The organism is Bacillus sp. MHSD_36, from assembly GCF_030757775.1.
In the GTDB taxonomy this organism is placed as follows: Bacteria; Bacillota; Bacilli; order Bacillales; family Bacillaceae_G; genus Bacillus_A.
The window spans coordinates 1,120,887-1,134,688 of record NZ_JAVBIS010000001.1; the positions used below are offsets into that span (position 1 = coordinate 1,120,887).

Annotated in this window: 15 protein-coding genes, 3 pseudogenes and 1 other annotated feature; of the genes and pseudogenes, 6 read left to right on the forward strand and 12 right to left on the reverse strand. The window is 33.6% G+C overall.

The genetic code is table 11. The annotated features are described in order from the left end of the window. Positions 1–7 precede the first annotated feature (7 nt). Positions 8–922, reverse strand: a complete 915-nt coding sequence (locus tag Q9B79_RS05900; protein WP_306182998.1) for an acetamidase/formamidase family protein — start codon at positions 920–922, stop codon at positions 8–10. Positions 923–1,079: 157 nt separating this feature from the next. On the opposite strand from Q9B79_RS05900, the gene Q9B79_RS05905 reads away from it, so the two are divergent. Further along, positions 1,080–1,508 (forward strand): cell wall hydrolase, encoded by a 429-nt coding sequence (locus Q9B79_RS05905; protein ID WP_306182999.1) that lies wholly within the window; start codon positions 1,080–1,082, stop codon positions 1,506–1,508. A gap of 51 nt (positions 1,509–1,559) precedes the next feature. On the opposite strand, the gene lysS is transcribed toward Q9B79_RS05905, so the two are convergent. Continuing rightward, positions 1,560–3,113, reverse strand: coding sequence for a lysine--tRNA ligase (gene lysS, locus Q9B79_RS05910; RefSeq protein WP_306183000.1), 1,554 nt, complete (start codon positions 3,111–3,113; stop codon positions 1,560–1,562). 83 nt (positions 3,114–3,196) lie between these two features. Further along, positions 3,197–3,454 (reverse strand) — a binding site (T-box leader). 67 nt (positions 3,455–3,521) lie between these two features. Further along, a complete protein-coding gene (locus Q9B79_RS05915) occupies positions 3,522–3,692 on the reverse strand; it encodes a DUF2197 domain-containing protein (protein ID WP_033694550.1) in 171 nt (56 codons plus the stop codon). A gap of 141 nt (positions 3,693–3,833) precedes the next feature. Between Q9B79_RS05915 and Q9B79_RS05920 the strand changes: the two genes are divergently transcribed. Both Q9B79_RS05920 and Q9B79_RS05925 read left to right on the forward strand, forming a co-directional pair. Then, a complete protein-coding gene (locus Q9B79_RS05920) occupies positions 3,834–4,736 on the forward strand; it encodes an SMP-30/gluconolactonase/LRE family protein (RefSeq protein ID WP_306183001.1) in 903 nt (300 codons plus the stop codon). Next, positions 4,733–5,434 carry a class I SAM-dependent methyltransferase gene (locus Q9B79_RS05925; protein ID WP_306183002.1) on the forward strand — a complete coding sequence of 234 codons (702 nt, stop codon included), beginning with the start codon at positions 4,733–4,735 and terminating at the stop codon, positions 5,432–5,434. The genes Q9B79_RS05920 and Q9B79_RS05925 overlap by 4 nt, the downstream gene beginning before the upstream one ends. A 251-nt stretch (positions 5,435–5,685) precedes the next feature. Here Q9B79_RS05925 and Q9B79_RS05930 read toward each other — a convergent pair whose 3' ends face one another. From Q9B79_RS05930 to Q9B79_RS05950, 5 genes are all read right to left on the reverse strand, one after another. After that, complete coding sequence (locus tag Q9B79_RS05930) at positions 5,686–6,315, reverse strand: class I SAM-dependent methyltransferase (RefSeq protein ID WP_306183003.1); 630 nt, start codon at positions 6,313–6,315, stop codon at positions 5,686–5,688. A gap of 237 nt (positions 6,316–6,552) precedes the next feature. Further along, on the reverse strand, positions 6,553–7,050 hold the full coding sequence (locus tag Q9B79_RS05935; protein ID WP_306183004.1) for a DUF421 domain-containing protein: 498 nt from the start codon (positions 7,048–7,050) through the stop codon (positions 6,553–6,555). Between the two features lie 157 nt (positions 7,051–7,207). Next, positions 7,208–7,375 (reverse strand): hypothetical protein, encoded by a 168-nt coding sequence (locus Q9B79_RS05940; protein WP_048547055.1) that lies wholly within the window; start codon positions 7,373–7,375, stop codon positions 7,208–7,210. A 490-nt stretch (positions 7,376–7,865) separates the two neighbouring features. Beyond that, complete coding sequence (locus Q9B79_RS05945) at positions 7,866–8,069, reverse strand: hypothetical protein (protein ID WP_087956578.1); 204 nt, start codon at positions 8,067–8,069, stop codon at positions 7,866–7,868. 343 nt (positions 8,070–8,412) lie between these two features. Further along, positions 8,413–9,846 carry an IS4 family transposase gene (locus Q9B79_RS05950; RefSeq protein WP_306183005.1) on the reverse strand — a complete coding sequence of 478 codons (1,434 nt, stop codon included), beginning with the start codon at positions 9,844–9,846 and terminating at the stop codon, positions 8,413–8,415. 228 nt (positions 9,847–10,074) lie between these two features. On the opposite strand from Q9B79_RS05950, the gene Q9B79_RS05955 reads away from it, so the two are divergent. The 3 genes from Q9B79_RS05955 to Q9B79_RS05965 are packed head-to-tail and all read left to right on the forward strand — an operon-like array spanning position 10,075 to position 11,213. Further along, a complete protein-coding gene (locus Q9B79_RS05955; protein ID WP_000979036.1) occupies positions 10,075–10,287 on the forward strand; it encodes a helix-turn-helix transcriptional regulator in 213 nt (70 codons plus the stop codon). Further along, positions 10,284–10,718, forward strand: a complete 435-nt coding sequence (locus Q9B79_RS05960; protein ID WP_002150719.1) for a hypothetical protein — start codon at positions 10,284–10,286, stop codon at positions 10,716–10,718. Before Q9B79_RS05955 ends, Q9B79_RS05960 begins: the two co-directional genes overlap by 4 nt. An 18-nt stretch (positions 10,719–10,736) precedes the next feature. After that, the gene (locus Q9B79_RS05965) at positions 10,737–11,213 is read left to right on the forward strand and encodes a small multi-drug export protein (protein WP_078206864.1); all 477 of its coding nucleotides are present in this window, start codon (positions 10,737–10,739) and stop codon (positions 11,211–11,213) included. Between the two features lie 447 nt (positions 11,214–11,660). On the opposite strand, the gene Q9B79_RS05970 is transcribed toward Q9B79_RS05965, so the two are convergent. From Q9B79_RS05970 to Q9B79_RS05985, 4 genes and pseudogenes are all read right to left on the reverse strand, one after another. Further along, on the reverse strand, positions 11,661–12,293 hold the full coding sequence (locus tag Q9B79_RS05970) for a type 1 glutamine amidotransferase family protein (protein WP_306183006.1): 633 nt from the start codon (positions 12,291–12,293) through the stop codon (positions 11,661–11,663). A 74-nt stretch (positions 12,294–12,367) separates the two neighbouring features. Further along, a pseudogene (locus Q9B79_RS05975) lies at positions 12,368–13,329 on the reverse strand (helix-turn-helix transcriptional regulator). A gap of 63 nt (positions 13,330–13,392) precedes the next feature. Then, positions 13,393–13,701: pseudogene (locus Q9B79_RS05980) on the reverse strand (helix-turn-helix domain-containing protein); the annotation flags it as partial. Positions 13,702–13,709: 8 nt separating this feature from the next. Further along, positions 13,710–13,796: pseudogene (locus Q9B79_RS05985) on the reverse strand (carboxypeptidase regulatory-like domain-containing protein); the annotation flags it as partial. Positions 13,797–13,802: the final 6 nt, after the last annotated feature.

Sequence of the window (13,802 nt, forward strand, 5' to 3'; positions counted from 1 at the left end):
TTATTTCTTATTTAATATGAAATTTACTAAATTCAAAACCTAACTTCTCCACATAATTCATACCTAGTTCCATCCGAGCAGTCTTCAGCGGATCCACAACTTGGCATACTTTTAAATCCCCGGTAGCGGATAATAAAAGCGTTGCATCAGCTTTAGACATTTCTAATTCTTCATGTAAAAATGTCACCATATTACGTACAGCGCGATTCGCTGCATCATCTAGCAATTTTTCTGAAGCAATCGTCATTACTTTTTCTCTTTGGATAGCCATTGGTAGTGGCCATTTCTTTCCTTTTATAATCTGAACAGTTACCGTCACCTCACCAGCAACTTCTACTCCACTAACACCAATTTCACCATCACCCATCGCTGCGTGTAAATCGCCTAATGCTAATAGAGCACCAGGAACATTTACAGGTAATAATAACGTTGTCCCTTCTTTTATCTCTTTACAATCCATATTCCCGCCGTGATCATGCGGTGTGCCACATGAAATGCTCTCTTCTTTCGGCGCAGTACCAATTACACCGATCATTGGATTAACCGGGATTTGTAGTTCATTTGTAAACAAAACATGTTCATTATGTATTGGGACAATTTTCACTGTGTTTTCGTTTAGCTCTTCCCCCATTACACCAAGATTCACCCCTGTAGTTAAAACACCTTGCTTAGCAATTTTAATTTTTTCAATCTTTACGACTAAAATATCACCAGGTTCCGCACCTTTAATATATACAGGTCCGGTCGCTGGATTAATACGATTCCAGTCTAATTCTTGGAACGCAACATCTTCAGATTCAATTTGATTTTCAAAGCAATCATATGTTTCAAATACAAGACGACTCCCTATTTCTACTTCCATACATGGCTTATTATCTGGTGACATTGCGTAAATGATATGCTCTTTATGAATGCGATACATTCTATCTCTCCCCTTTTATATTGGTCTACAATTACTAATTAGCTTTTTTCATACAAGCTCCTCTTCATATTTGAGGATATTTACACGTGAAGAAGCACCTAGCTTATTTTCATACATACACTCTTTACTATAACAGGTAAAGAAAGGTGGTAGCACTATGCCCCTTATTCCATATAACGAAAGCGATGTTGATTTACTAGCTCGTTTAATTCGTGCTGAAGCTGAAGGAGAAGGTCGACAGGGTGAACAACTTGTTGGTTGCGTAGTAGTAAATCGTGTATTTTGTGATTGCTTAGATTTTAAACAACTTCGAACTGTACGTGATGCAGTATATCAAAGTCCTGGTGGATTTGAAGCAGTGCAATACGGATATTTTTATCAACGCGCACGTGAATCAGAAAAAGACATCGCAAGAAAAGTTTTACAAGGTGAGTGGCGCTGGCCAGCAAGATGGGCTCTTTGGTATTTCCGTCCAGTTGGTGCTTGTCCACCTGAATGGTATAACCAGCCGTTTGTAGGACAGTTTAAAAGCCATTGTTTTTATGAACCTAATGGTGATGAATGTCCGAAAATGTATTCACGGTAGTAAAATGTGAAACGCAAGTACTTAGCTGAGTACTTGCGTTCCCTTTATTTTTTAGAAATCTAATAATGTGATAAACTTTTCGATGCCTACTACATGTATTAATAACGGTATTCGAGGGCCACTGGACTGATTCATAATGAGCTTATATATAATAATAAATAATTGTTTTTGATTTTCTTTCATTATTTTTTTATTTTCATCATGACAAATCGAATACAATTGCTCCATTAAGTTAGAGTCATCTTTGTTAAAACGAAGTATGTTGCAAACTTCTACTAACCATTCTTTCTGCCTCTCATCTAATGTGTTGTAAAACTCTGTATTTCTCTCTTGATTTACCGCAATTAATTTTTCAGATTGAAAGTTTCTTATCCAATACTCTGCTCGGTTACATATCGCTATCATAGAATCTAATGCATAACTTCTATCTGTTTTTTCTAATATACCTTGTAAAATAGATGAATCAAAATTTAATAGCGGTAACGTTCCTGCTACTTGATTAAATTTCGGATATTCTTTAATTCTGCTATCAACTCTAGAAAGTTTAATTGCATCAAATAAATCTTCATTTTTGAGCGTTTTATTCTCATAACTATCTTTCAATCGTTCATATTCTGTATAATTGCGAATTACATCTTCATCAAGACCAATATGAAAAGCTGCGTTTGATCTATATTTAGCAAACATAAACAGAATCACTTCTGGTAAATACACTTTTAACAAATCACTAGGTGTCATGCTATTCCCTGAAGAACTTGACATTTTTTCATGATTCCCTTTAATTCCGATGAAATCATAAGCAACATAATGTGGAGCTTCACGATTGAATATTTTCATTGCAATTTCCTTTGATACATTATAACTACCTGTTTCTGATGAATGATCTCTTCCGCCCGGTTCAAAAATAACATCCTCTATCATCCATCTCATCGGCCAATCGACTTTCCAATTCAGTTTCATTTTATTTGTATTTAATACCGATAATTCAGTTTGATTTCCGCATTCACATTTATATCGTACTGTTTTTAATACTTCATCAAAATGTGTAATCGTTGTTGCATCTTTCCCGCATTTCTCACAATATAATGTAACCGGATAAAAGCCCTCTCGCTCTTCTTCACTACATTCTCCTGTTTTAAAACTCATTAAAATATCATATATTTCTTTCCTTTTATATAAAGCCTCCAATATGTTTTTGTTATATCTTCCACTTCTATATTCAGCATGTTGATATATGAATTCCACTTCAATCCCAAATACTTGAAGCGATTTCTCAAACTCTTTTTCAAAATGCTCTGCATAGGAGTTATGACAACCATATGGATCTGGAATATCACAGTATGGCATACCAATATATTTTGCAAAAGATGGATCAAGATTTTTAGGGACTTTTCTAAACCTATCATAATCATCCCATGAAAATATAAAACGAGTCTTTTTTCCTAAATCTTGAAGTGCTCTTACAACGAAATAAGTCGTTATTATTTCGCGAAAGTTTCCAATATGAACAGATCCAGATGGACTGATTCCAGATGCGCAAACAAAGGTTTCTTTGTTTGGGTGTTTCCTTATTAATTCATGTGCTACTTCATATGCCCAATGCATAATACACTCACCTCAATTGATTTTTTGTTTTCACACTTTCAGTTTTACGCAATAAAAAAACTCCCACCCCCAAGATTATTCATCTTGAGGACGAGAGTTGTTAACTTCGCGGTACCACCTCAGTTTGTTAATACGTCGCCATATTAACCTCTTCAGGTACGGCAAAATATGCTTATACCCTATCTCTATAACGGGAGAACCCGTCGCACCATCCCTAAACAAATTAGTTCCTTGCGCAGCTCCAAGTCTTTTTTCGTCAAGATGTATACCGCTCTTTCTCAGCTACCAGAGCTCTCTGTACGTATCCTTTTCTTAACTACTCTTCTCTTCCATACTATTTTATATATTAGTTTTTTTCATATGATAATTTATAATACTTTTATTGTCAAACTTTTCCGAATGAAATAACTATCTAAAAAAATGTTTTATCGCTTCTAATTGAATTTTGTGACTACACTCATCACAACAATATACCCCTTTTGGTTTCTCTTTAAATCGCTTATATTTTTCACTTCCCTCGTAAACACGGAATATATTTTTGCAAGAAAAACAAACAATTTCATAAAACATCATATGCATTTTCCTCTCCATGTTTATACATTTTTTTAATCGCTTCAGATAGTCCGTTTTCTACAGTAAAATCTTAATATCCTCTTACTAAAAGGTTTACCTTCATTCTTATCGAATTATATAAATATCTTATAAAGCGTGGTGAACCTCTTGATCAGTAATATAGAATTAGTTTTAGATGCGAAAGCAAGTTTAGCTGAAGGACCATGTTGGAATGAAAAAAAGCAACTTTTATACTGGGTTGATATCATGGAGAAACAATTATGCATATTTAATCCTATTACTAATACAAACCGAGTAATCCCCCTCAATCAACAAATTGGCTGTGTTGTTCCATATTTAGATGACGTACTACTCCTAGCTATGGAAAACGGCTTTTATTCTATTAATGTAAAAACAGAAAAACTAACACATATTTTTGACCCTGAACCACATTTATTTGAAAATCGTTTTAACGATGGAAAATGTGATCCAGCAGGACGTTTTTGGGCAGGTACTACAGATACATACGGTATTAATGCTACTGGCTCCTTGTATTGTTTAAATAATAATTTAAAGGTAGAGAAAAAAGTTTCACATGTAAATACATCAAATGGCATAGCTTGGTCACCTGACCATACATACCTTTACTATATTGATACGCCTACTAAAAAAGTAATTCGTTTTCATTATGATATATGCTCTGGAGTAATTCGTAATCCAAGTGATGTAATTATTTTCCCCGAAAATGACGGTCTACCTGATGGTATGACAATTGACGAGGAAGGTTGCTTATGGATTGCTCATTGGGGAGGTTCAAAGATTACTAGATGGAACCCTTCAACTGGTGAACAAATATTAAGTATCCCGATTCCAGCGCTATATGTAACATCTTGTACATTTGGAGGGCCTAATTTAACCGACCTATATGTTACAACAGCCAGAACAAGAATGACGGATGACGAATTAAAGCAATATCCACATGCTGGTGGCATTTTTCGAATTCAAACAAATGTTAAAGGCTGCCCCACTTATTCATTTTGTAATAAAAATATTGGAGCTGAAACAATATGAATCGACTCGATTACATAAGACAAGAAGAAAAGAAATATCACGACCTTTGCTATGAACAATATAAACTATTTGAAACTGGTTCTTGGCTGTACAAACCGGTTAAAACAGTTATGGACTTGATGGATCACTTTGAAGGACAAAACAGCTTGCAAGTACTTGATCTCGGCTCTGGCGTTGGAAGGAATAGCATTCCCATTGCGCAAAAGATACAAAATGCTAGTGGTACTGTTACATGTGTGGACTTACTTGATTCTGCTTTAACAAAATTACAAACTTATAGTAAAGAATATGGTGTAATTAATAATATTAAAACAGAACAAGCAGCAATTGAAAACTACTACATCCAACCTGATACTTATGATTATATCATTGCAGTATCAAGTTTAGAGCATGTTCAATCAGAAGAAGATTTAAAAAACGTGCTCCATTCTATGAAAAAAGGTACAAAGATTGGTGGTATCAATTGTTTAATTATTAACTCAAACATACAAGAAATTGACTTACATATGAATGAAGAATTAGATGCTTTAATTGAAATTAACCTTCCTACTGAAGATATGATATATCTATTAAAAAACATTTATAAGGAATGGAAAGAAATTAAAGTTGAAATAAAAGAATTAGCTTATGACATAGTTCGAAATAACAGAAATATACAATTAAAAACAAATACTATAACGTTTGTCGTTCAGAAATAATCGTATAATAAAGATGTGACCCTTTCTCCCAGGGTCATTTTTTCGTAAGGAATTTGTAACTTTAAATATTTATGAAACAAAAAATAAAAGAGCACTTGTTTCCGCAAGTGCCCTTTTGGGGATTTTGAGATATCCTATTAAAGAAAGTTAAGGTTACTTAAAGTTAATAGGTACTTCTATTATATGCTTGTCCTTTTTATTTGTGCATAATCAATATATAAACATCTTTAATAATTCTTAATAACTTTTAGTTATAGTTCTTTCTTACATTTTATCATTAAAAAATTGATTGAAGGTTTATTTGCCATGTTCTTATTTGGTTCATCAATTTCCGAAATTTGTACTAATCCATTTTGATTAAAATCTTTTTTTATAGATTCAGAATCATAGAAGAACATTTTTACGCCTTCCATTATCTCATAATAGTCTTGCTCCAGCTGTTTTCCTTTTCCGTACATTGGAGCTTTTTTAGAAACAGTTGTAAAAACCATATATCCGCCTGGTTTTAACTGATTATAACAATCTTTAATAAATTTCACTCTTTCCTGCTCATTTAACAAATGAAGAAGAGCATGACTAAATATCCCATCATAAGATTTATTATCAAAAGGCATTTCGTTTACCGAACCGTGATATATACTAATATCTTCTAATCCGTTTTGTTTCGCTAAATCAATAGCTGTTTTTGAAATTTCAATCCCTGTTACATTTATATCATTATCGATAAACACCTTTGCGTTTCTGCCATATCCAATACCCGGAACTAATATGTCCTTAACGTTCTTTTCTAGAAAAAAATCTTTTGCCAAAATTGCTGATTCTGTAGATTCAAATCCCCACATCGTTTGTTTCTCGATAAAACTTGATTCCCAAAATTCCATTATGTTTCTATCTCCTTATTTTCATCTCATATTTAATATCACATGAAAGACCTATTCATTTTAACGCTGCTTTTTTCACCACAGTTACTATAGGTCCATTGAATATAGCATATTAATAAGCCTATATCTATTTTAAAGATTGGTGTAAAACTCACTCTTTTTATCAACCCATATGTTTTTGTAGAAAAATAAAAAAGCCAATACTTTCGTTGTGGTATTAGCTTTTCTCAAGAGAAATTATCTTTTTGTATTGTACTGATTTAATATTTTTTCTAACATTTCTAAAGTTATCGGTTGAGCTTTCTCTATTAATTGATAACCAATACGCCCATTCGGCTCAGCTGTAACTTGCTGCAAAATCTTTAAATCATGTATTCCTTTTTCTCTTAATTGCATATAAAGTTGTTGTTCAGACATTTTTGCCTTCATCAAGTTCGCTTTAATAATCTCTCCGTTTTCAACAATTACAAAGCTACTGCCATTTAGGAATTGTTCCGCCTTCCTTGATTTCAGTTCAAAGAAATGAATGATAAGAAGTACGCTTGCAAATATTACAGCTGCAAATATAGATGGGACTACTTTCCTACTTAATACAGGCTCTACAATAATACGCGCAATTGATACTACTATAATGATTTCAGCTCTTGTCATTTGGCTAACAGATTTACTACCTGTCATTTTTAATGCAAGAATCCCAGTGAGAATTAAAATGATGCTTTCAAAAATAATATGCATAATAGCCCAATCCTTTAATGGTAAATGTTATTAGCATTCCCATTTCATATAGCATTCTAAATGAAATTTAATTAAACTTTTTTCAATAAGGATTTGATGAACTATCTTCTATTGTTAAAAAAACAAAGGCACCCAAATGGATGCGTATAGATTAAACTTATTCATTATTACTTTCTCCACTTTTATCATCAACTGATTTGGAGTCTAACATGCTGCCTATATCAGGCGGTAAAGCTAACTCTATACCAGCTACTGGTTGATTATCTTCATTAAACCATTGTTTCTTAAATTTAATCAATTCTTCATTTTTCTTATTTTCATCCATATTACCCCGCCTTTTATGTACATGATATTAAATACTTTACTTAATATGTACATTGAGAAAGATAATATACTATTTGTACATAATGAAAGCGCAACAGTCCTTCTCACTTTACACAACCCGTTGTACCTATAAAAAATCCCCGTACATGTTACTCCGCGCTCTGTTATCATATTAGTGTCGAAACATATGTAGGCTATGTGACAAGTATCTGTTTGTTTTGTTCATTATTCATATGAGACAAATACTTTTAAAGGAGTAATTATTCCTTGACTTAATTCCTTAAAACATTAAATGCGTCCTGTATATAAATGTGAAAAATGAAGAGTTATCTAACGAAGATCTTCTAAGCTTATTTTGTGTACGATATCACTATGAAAAAATCCCAAAGTTACTACGAGAAGACGTCATGAGCGATGTTGTCATTGATTTAGATACGGACTATATTTATATTCCTAATAGATAACAGTAAATTAATTGAAATGAATAGAAATTACGATTCAGCTAAGTGTTTAATAAAATAAGTGAATGCCCAAATTAATGTCGCAAATTGAGTGACAAAATACATTGTCCATTCAAAACCAGTCAATTTTCTCTCTCGTCTTACCTTTTTTAAATATCTGTAAAATATAAATGTACTTAAAAACATTAGTAATAACGATAATTGCTGTAAATCATCGACTATACGTACCCCCATAGACTCCATCACCCTCCCATTCAAAATAAATGCTATACTTTAAGGATATCATCTATTGGTAGTTCATTTCCATTTAAAACAATTATGTCCTAAACAAAAAGAGCACTCAATAATTGAGTGCTCTAAAAAGTATTAACGTAACACTTTTCTTCTACTTTTTATAACTCAGTTCTATCACTTCCGGTATATGATTGTTATCATATTTCCTTTTATAGAGGTAACGTCACATGCCCATCAAGTTAACGGTGAGAACCCCTAGCTACACCTTGATTTTCGTACTGTGACTAATGAGTTTTGGAAAAATAAACATGCCAAATAAACCTATGAAAATGTGATTTTTCCGTTAGGCAACTTGTCTTTTATTCACCGTCATTTCATAGACAACACCAAGAATATCGAAGACGGTCATTTTTTTGTACCGATGACATTTACGACCATTCTTTTTAAGCGATTGATAGAGACGATGCAGAATCGCCGAGAGTTCATCGGTGTCAACTGCCATTGCTTGGAACAGTAACGGAAAGTAATCCTTAATCATATAAATTGCTTTGTATTCACTTAGTTCTTGCTTCTGCTTTCTGAGTAGAAACTGTCGCATTTGAAACATCGTAGAGGAACAGATGAGAATGCCAATGAGTTGGCCATACAAATGGCATTCAAGACGTTCTTTGAAATTGATGCCCTTACACTCATCAATTTCAAAGAACGACTTCCATGTTTTAAACAAAATCTCTATTTGCCAACGCAGTGAATACAAGGAATGCACATAGTTAGACGGTACTTCTTCTGGCGATGTGTTCGTAATATAGACATTCATGCTCATCAAACGCTTACTTTTATCCTTCATGATAATCCCCTTTTTTTTCTCACGTATTGCTTGATTTTTCAAACGCGTTTGTGTTTGGTCACCGGTTAAACGATGGATCATGACACGTGCTGGAAGCTTCTTATTTTGGCCAATATATACCTCGGGGATTTCCATCGTTTCACCAGGGGGTAGACTAGACATTATTTGTATCATATCAAGTTGGGTATATTCTGTTTGCTTTTTTAACGTACCATTGTTGAAGTATTCTGGCTCAGGATTCTTGATATAAATGCGTGTATTCAGCTTCAACCTCGAGATATAGTAAGCTTTTTTATCGTGAATCGCTTGTAAATCACTTAAATCGAAGTAACCGAGATCACGCAAACATAGGTCTCCTTTTTCAACGGTTTCAAGACAAATAGTGCCGTATGTTTTATCATTGTTCTTTCCTGGCCCAAGCTGTACGTTTAAAAATTGACCACTGAGTAAATCGTATTCAAGTTGAATCTTCACCCCCGCAGTATTACTACTTCCGCCTGACCCTTGATAGTCAGTGGCGAAGGTATCTGGTAACTGAAACACCGTTGCATCTAAAATACGAATACGATTAAAAATAGACATCATGTGTGCAGAAAGCGATTGATTGGAACAGAGTTTTTGTGTGAGAAGAGAAGTAAAGACTTCTCGAAGAAATGCGACAGCTGCTGGATTAAAACGTTGATTCAATCCTTCTGGGCTCATTAGTACCCCAGTGGAAGCTTCTAACCGACTGCACAATTGTGTAAGTGATGTGCTAGCGATTTCCTGACTGAGCCATACGCAAAGGGCAATGAGTTCGTTAGCTTGATATTTACTAGATCGCTGTACAAAGCCAACTTGTCTGGCGATGTCTTGTAGGACTACTGGAGATAGAAAGCATTGTAATTCCTGTGAGAATTGATGTAATTCTTCAGAAAGTGAGAGGTCCATAAAAAAACACCATCCTTTCCTATGATTCTACATAAAGCATAGCGTATTTTTTCATTTTATGGGGTATTTTGTTTTGTTAGCTTGATAGCGATGGGGTGGGCTCCCTTTTTAGCTTCAGGGTAATTTATGTCGAATTTGCAATTATTCATGACATAATGCAAATGATTGTTTACATTTTGTTAGTAATCATTTACAATTACAGTAATTGTAAATGAGGAAAGGGAAATTATGATGCTAGAAAACAGAGTTAGAGAATTACGAGCACGATTTAGATGGACTCAGCAAGACTTGGCTGATGCAATTGGGGTCACAAGGCAGACAATTGGATTAATAGAAAAAGGTGATTATTCTCCATCTGTCACTATGGCGTTAAAAATAGCTGCTGTATTTCAAGTTACCGTAGAAGAAGTTTTTTATTTAAAGGGAGAGGAACGATTATGATAAAACAGGTTTTAAGGTCTCCACTTATAGGGGCCAGTATATTTGTGTTGATTATTGCATTTTTACTGTTTTCTCTTATGAATACACAAGTCATTTTAGCTAAGTTATGTTTCGGGATTTTAGTGACGGTTACTTTTTTATGGCTCATTCTCACAAGGATTTATAACCGAAAGAACCCTCATGATAAGATTAGGTTATTTGGTTTTATACCATCTGAATTTCGTGAAATAGATGAAGGACAGCAGTGGGTAACCTATAAGGCTTGCCGAAATGTGTATATTTACTATAGCATTGCGCTTCCAGTAACGGCAGGGATTTGCTTCCTCTTTTCTCAACATAATTTTGTTCCGTTATTGTGCATTGGTTTACTAGGTGCAGGTCAATACATTGTCTATTGGTTAACTACTATTCTTATTTTAAATCGTATTTAACAAAGGGGATGAAACAATATGGTGGAGTGGGCTCAAAATGCGGGTGCATTATGGCAATATGTAGTGTTATTTCTTTTAGCTTTTGCCCCATGGATGGATGTATCAATCGTTGTACCACTTGGTATCGCATGGGGGTTACAACCATTTGCAGTAGGAGTAACAGCATTTGCAGGAAATCTTATCTTGGTTCTATTACTCGGTTTTTTCTTTAAACAGTATGCAAAATGGCAAACAGCAAGAAAACTAAAAAAAGGTATAACAACACCTTCTAAAAAAGAAACCCGATCAAGAAAAATATGGGAACGATATGGTATTCCCGGTTTGGCTCTTCTAGCTCCAATTCTCGTAGGAACTGATATTGCAGCCGTATTAGCTTTAACATTTGGATCTAACCGGACACATGTCATAAGTTGGATGACGGTCAGTCTAGCAGTATGGACAGTCATTTTTACAGTTGCTGCGATGTATGGGCTTAGCTTTTTAAATATTATTTAGGATATCATGATGATTTTAGGTAATCTAAAATCGTTCACTACCTAAAAATTATGGAGTAATAAAGTGAGTTCATATAATATCAAGACAAAAGCTCTGACCAAAAACATTTAAACACTCAACTAGCTGTATGATATGGTCATAGTACCGTAGCTCACGAACTTATATGGGTAGAGACACATTGCTACCAAGCTAATATTTTGAAGCATCCCCAAAACAAAAAAATTGTACATTTTCATCTGGAGATGTCAATTTTCTCGTTTTGGGGTATTTGCTTTTCTTAGGTTGATGGGCATGAGGTAACGTCAGGAAAATACGAATATACAACGTTAAGGAATTTTCATTACTTTATAACCATTTTTAAGTTATATTCAATAACCATGCTTTGACATTGTCTAGAGCATGGTTATTTTTTAAACAAATATAAATCTGCTTAGTTGATTTTTTAGTTCAGTAATTTATTGAATTCATTAACTGGAAGAAGTATTCAGGTTTGTGAGTTTTATTTAGGTTATACCATGAATGTAATGTATCTGGTGCAAATACATCTAATTTTTTCAGTACTTCCATCGCAAATTCCAGAGGAGCTATTCCTGTTGCAGTAACTAAATTCGCATCAGATACCGCAGATCCCAACTCATAGAACTTTTCTCCTTTATAGTTAGGACATACCATTTTAGTGTATTCTAAATTATTAGTTGTATGCTTTCTAGTATCTAAGTATCCCCTATTTGCAAGGGCCTCAGTTGCACCACAAATTGCAGCAACAATAGTACCAAACTTTAAAGCTTGGCCAACTCTTTCCAAGATAGGTTGATGAATCTCTTCACTCCAAGTAGTCCCTCCTGGTAAAATTAAAAGATCTTTACTCTCAAAAGTACATTCATCAAGGGAAATATCTGGTTTTATGCTCAGTCCCCCCATAGTAGTAATCATTTCTTTATTAGCTCCTACTGTAATTACTTTTAAAGGTACTAAATCTTTTTTAAAATATCTTCCTGAATTTAGTTCGGTAATTAAATATCCATATTCCCAGTCCGACATTGTATTAAATACATATAGAAAAACTTTTTTTGTTTGCATCCCATATCACTCCAATCACAATTGATATGGATATTATAATATAACTTCCCTGACAGTTAACGTCAGGGAAGTTATCATACTTCATGAAACTTTATTAATTCCGACAGAACTTCAATAAGTCTTTTCTTAAGACTTATTGGCTCAATAACTTTAATAGATTTATTGTACGGTAAAAGTAAATAAGGTACATATGTATGTATCATATCTTTTTCAAGAAGAAAAACTGCTTGATTTGAAGTCCGCACTTGTAAATAATGTCCTAAAAACCAATGTTGGCAAATATCAGCCAATACACTTTTATCCCCACTAATAACCAAAGAAATAATCCCTTCCTTATCTTTTATAGTTGGAAGAAGATTTTTTATAAAAAAGTCACGTGCTGAAAAATTTTCTGGCCGGTTAAACTTATTTTCGGTTAGCATTAAATTTTCAATTCGATCTACCCTAAAACTACGGATATCATTCCTAAGATGACAAAATCCAATCACATACCACTTATTATTCCAATAGATAATTCTGTACGGATCGACCAATCTATAATTTAATTGCTTTTTCCCACTTTTATAATAAAGAATTTTTACTGAATACCCATCAGTTACGGCCTGCTCCAACTCCTTCAAAAAATGTTCCATAGAGGATGAACTAAATCGACTTATTACTTCTAGACTACTTAAATGTCGGTTTATCATTGCTTCCTGCTCTTGATTTGAGTATTTACTTAGTTTTGAAATGGCTCTATTTAATGCTTCACCTCCATAATATCCGGCTTCTTCTGCAAAAACAGCAGCGTGAAATAGTGAAGTTTGCTCTTCAAAATCAAAAAAAGAGGGGCCTCAATAAAATTGTTTAATAACGTGTATCCACCGTTATGTCCTGGTTCTGAAATTATAGGTACACCACTTGTTGAAATTGTATCAATATAACGATACACAGTCCTTATATTCATCTCTAACTTTTCTGAAATTTGTTTTGCAGTAATTTTTTTACCTGAGCGAAGCATCCATAGAATCGCTAACATATTATCAATTTTAGGCATGTAATTCCACCTCTCTATGGAATTTATCCCTTATTATATATTTCTGATTTTTAGTATAACTCATCAACTGTTCCTTTCCGATAGCTTTCTAAATAATGAAGCCCTAGACACATTTGTAATTTCACAAATTTGATTTACATTCATATCTACCTCTTCATAAAGCTTTACTGCATAATTCATTCCTGCATGATTTTTATGATATTTCTTTAACCAACCTTTAAATTTTCCTTCTTTCTTATTCAGTTCAATCCCTTTATGTTTCCACCTACGGATCAGATCACGTTCTAATTGGTTTACACCCGCCATAACCTTAATTAAGCATTGGCTTTAGGAATTATCTTCTAATAAATCTAGCCATGTATCTTTGAAGGATTATAATTATCATCCTTATTATAATATTTAGTTACAACAATACCCTCAATTATTATAGCAATACACACAAACAAGAGAATTATTTTGCGTCTCACAACAAA